Annotated in this window: 3 protein-coding genes and 1 pseudogene; 2 read left to right on the top strand and 2 right to left on the bottom strand. The window is 25.9% G+C overall.

Annotated elements, in window-relative coordinates; translation table 11 throughout:
- Nucleotides 1–61 precede the first annotated feature (61 nt).
- A pseudogene (locus tag R4K56_RS14655) lies at nt 62–487 on the top strand (methyl-accepting chemotaxis protein); the annotation flags it as partial.
- A gap of 67 nt (nt 488–554) precedes the next feature.
- Here the strand turns inward: R4K56_RS14655 and R4K56_RS14650 are convergent.
- Both R4K56_RS14650 and R4K56_RS14645 read right to left on the bottom strand, forming a co-directional pair.
- Nucleotides 555–1,004 (bottom strand): GNAT family N-acetyltransferase, encoded by a 450-nt coding sequence (locus R4K56_RS14650; protein WP_335756589.1) that lies wholly within the window; start codon nt 1,002–1,004, stop codon nt 555–557.
- 5 nt (nt 1,005–1,009) lie between these two features.
- Nucleotides 1,010–1,369, bottom strand: a complete 360-nt coding sequence (locus tag R4K56_RS14645) for a hypothetical protein (protein WP_335756590.1) — start codon at nt 1,367–1,369, stop codon at nt 1,010–1,012.
- A gap of 144 nt (nt 1,370–1,513) precedes the next feature.
- On the opposite strand from R4K56_RS14645, the gene R4K56_RS14640 reads away from it, so the two are divergent.
- A complete protein-coding gene (locus R4K56_RS14640; RefSeq protein WP_335773203.1) occupies nt 1,514–2,257 on the top strand; it encodes a L,D-transpeptidase family protein in 744 nt (247 codons plus the stop codon).

Here is a 2,257-nt window from a genome sequence, read left to right as displayed (position 1 = left end):
TTGCCTCTAATTGTTTTGACTGGTATTCTGGTGCTATAATATTGTTAGTTGTTTTTGGTATATATTAGCACTTAATGCTGCAGTAGAAGCTGCACGTGCTGGAGAACAAGGCCGAGGATTTGCCATTGTAGCAGCAGAAGTAAGAAATTTGGCTCAAACTTCACAAACTTCAGTAAAAAGTATTACTGAATTAATAGAAGATTCAGCAGAAAAAATAAAAAACGCTGCAGAAACAGCTAGAAAATCATTAGCTATATTCCAATCTATAGAGGAAAAAATCTCAAACACTTCAAAAATAATGCAGGATATAAGCTCTATGGCAGTAGAACAGCAGCAAGGCGTATATCAAGTAAATACTGCAATAACACAAATGGATACAGTTACTCAGCAAAACGCATCATTAGTTCAGGAATCATCAGCAGCATCTCAAGCTCTTATGTATCAAGCAAGAGAATTAGTAGATCTTATGGCATTTTTCAAAGTTTAATATAAAAAATAAAATTAAGTAAAGGCAATTATTTTTTAATATTTGCTTTTACTTAATTAAAATATATTCAGTAAAGCATGTAATAGAAATGCACGCCGTTTTCAACTTGAATATCATTATATAATTGAACAAAACCTAACTTCTTATAAAATTCTAAAGCATAGCTGCTTGATTTTACAGTGTATTTATCTGATTGTAAAATATTTTTTGATTCTTCAAATAATTGAGTTGCTATACCAGATTTAAAATATTTATCATCTACAAAAAAAAGTGAAATATGACTGTAATTGGTTATCTCTAACATACCTATTATGGCATTATCATCATTCTTTGCTGTAAGAATTAAAGAACCTTCCATAAAGAATCTTAATCTCATATTATCAGCATTTATAAATGATAATACATTATTGATGCCTTCTTTAGTATCTACATTAGAGTTATATTTTAAATATATATTTTTTGCTAAAGCAGAAACAGATTCAATATCCTCTGCTTCTGCACGCTCTATTCTAAACATATATATTATTCAAAAGCTTTTATTAATCTTTGGAATGGTAAATGATTAGTATCTTTAACAAAAGAACCATTTTTATAATATCTTAAATATGGTATTAAACCATTATTCCAAACAGTTTCTTTAAAATTCATAAATGGTTCATATAAAGAAGTTTGATTATACATACAAATATAAATAGTTATATCTATAGGAGATTTTTCTTCATTTGCTTTTAATTCTCTCTCTAAACCTTTCCAATCTCCGCACCAATCCTGTGTAAATATAGCTATTACATTTTCTGCAGATTTTTTTATATCATCACTAACCTCTTTAGTGTCAATTATATTTTGCATTTCTTTTTCATCAATAGTTTTAAAAGTTAACATTAACTCCTCCATAAAAATATATGTTATGATTATAAAAATAATACTATAAAAAATACTTTTTATCAAGAATATATTTACGATAATAATTCAAGCCTCTCTTTATAACAATATCTTAAAAATATCTAAATCAAGGATTATAATTCAATGAAAAAAATAATTTTATTTACATTTGCCGTATTTAATATATTAAGCTTTGTATCATTCTGCGGAACTTTTTTAGATGATCAAAAGAGGTACAACAGAGTAAGAACTGCAATAAAAGAAAAAGATACTATAGTAAAATCAAATATAAAAAATAATAATATAAAATTAGAAGAATTAAATATTTTAATAATAGCATATAAAGAAGAAGGTATATTAGATATATATGCCAAAAACAAATCAGATGAAACATATAAAAAGATAAATTCATATAAAATAGTACAAAAATCTGGAGTATTAGGCCCAAAAAGAATGGAAGGAGATTTACAAGTACCTGAAGGATTTTATTATATAGACAGATTTAATCCTGCAAGCAGTTATTATCTTTCATTAGGTATAAATTATCCAAATGAATCAGACAAAAAGAAAAGCGATAAGCCTAGACTTGGAGGAGATATATTTATACATGGTTCAACTGTTACTATAGGATGCATGCCTATGACTGATGATAAAATAAAAGAAATTTATTTATATGCAGTATATGCTAAAGATAATGGTCAAAATAAAATACCTGTATATATATTTCCTTTTAAAATGACTGATACTAATTTCAATCATTATAAAGAGCAGTATAATAAAACTCTAATAAACTTTTGGACTAATCTAAAAAAAGGACATGATTTGTTCCAAAATACAAAAAAAGAATTAAAAATAAAAATTGATTCTGAAGGAAACTATATTTTTTAA

This window comes from Brachyspira pulli (assembly GCF_036997785.1).
Lineage (GTDB): Bacteria > Spirochaetota > Brachyspiria > Brachyspirales > Brachyspiraceae > Brachyspira > Brachyspira pulli.
This window is presented reverse-complemented; position numbering and strand designations above follow the sequence as displayed.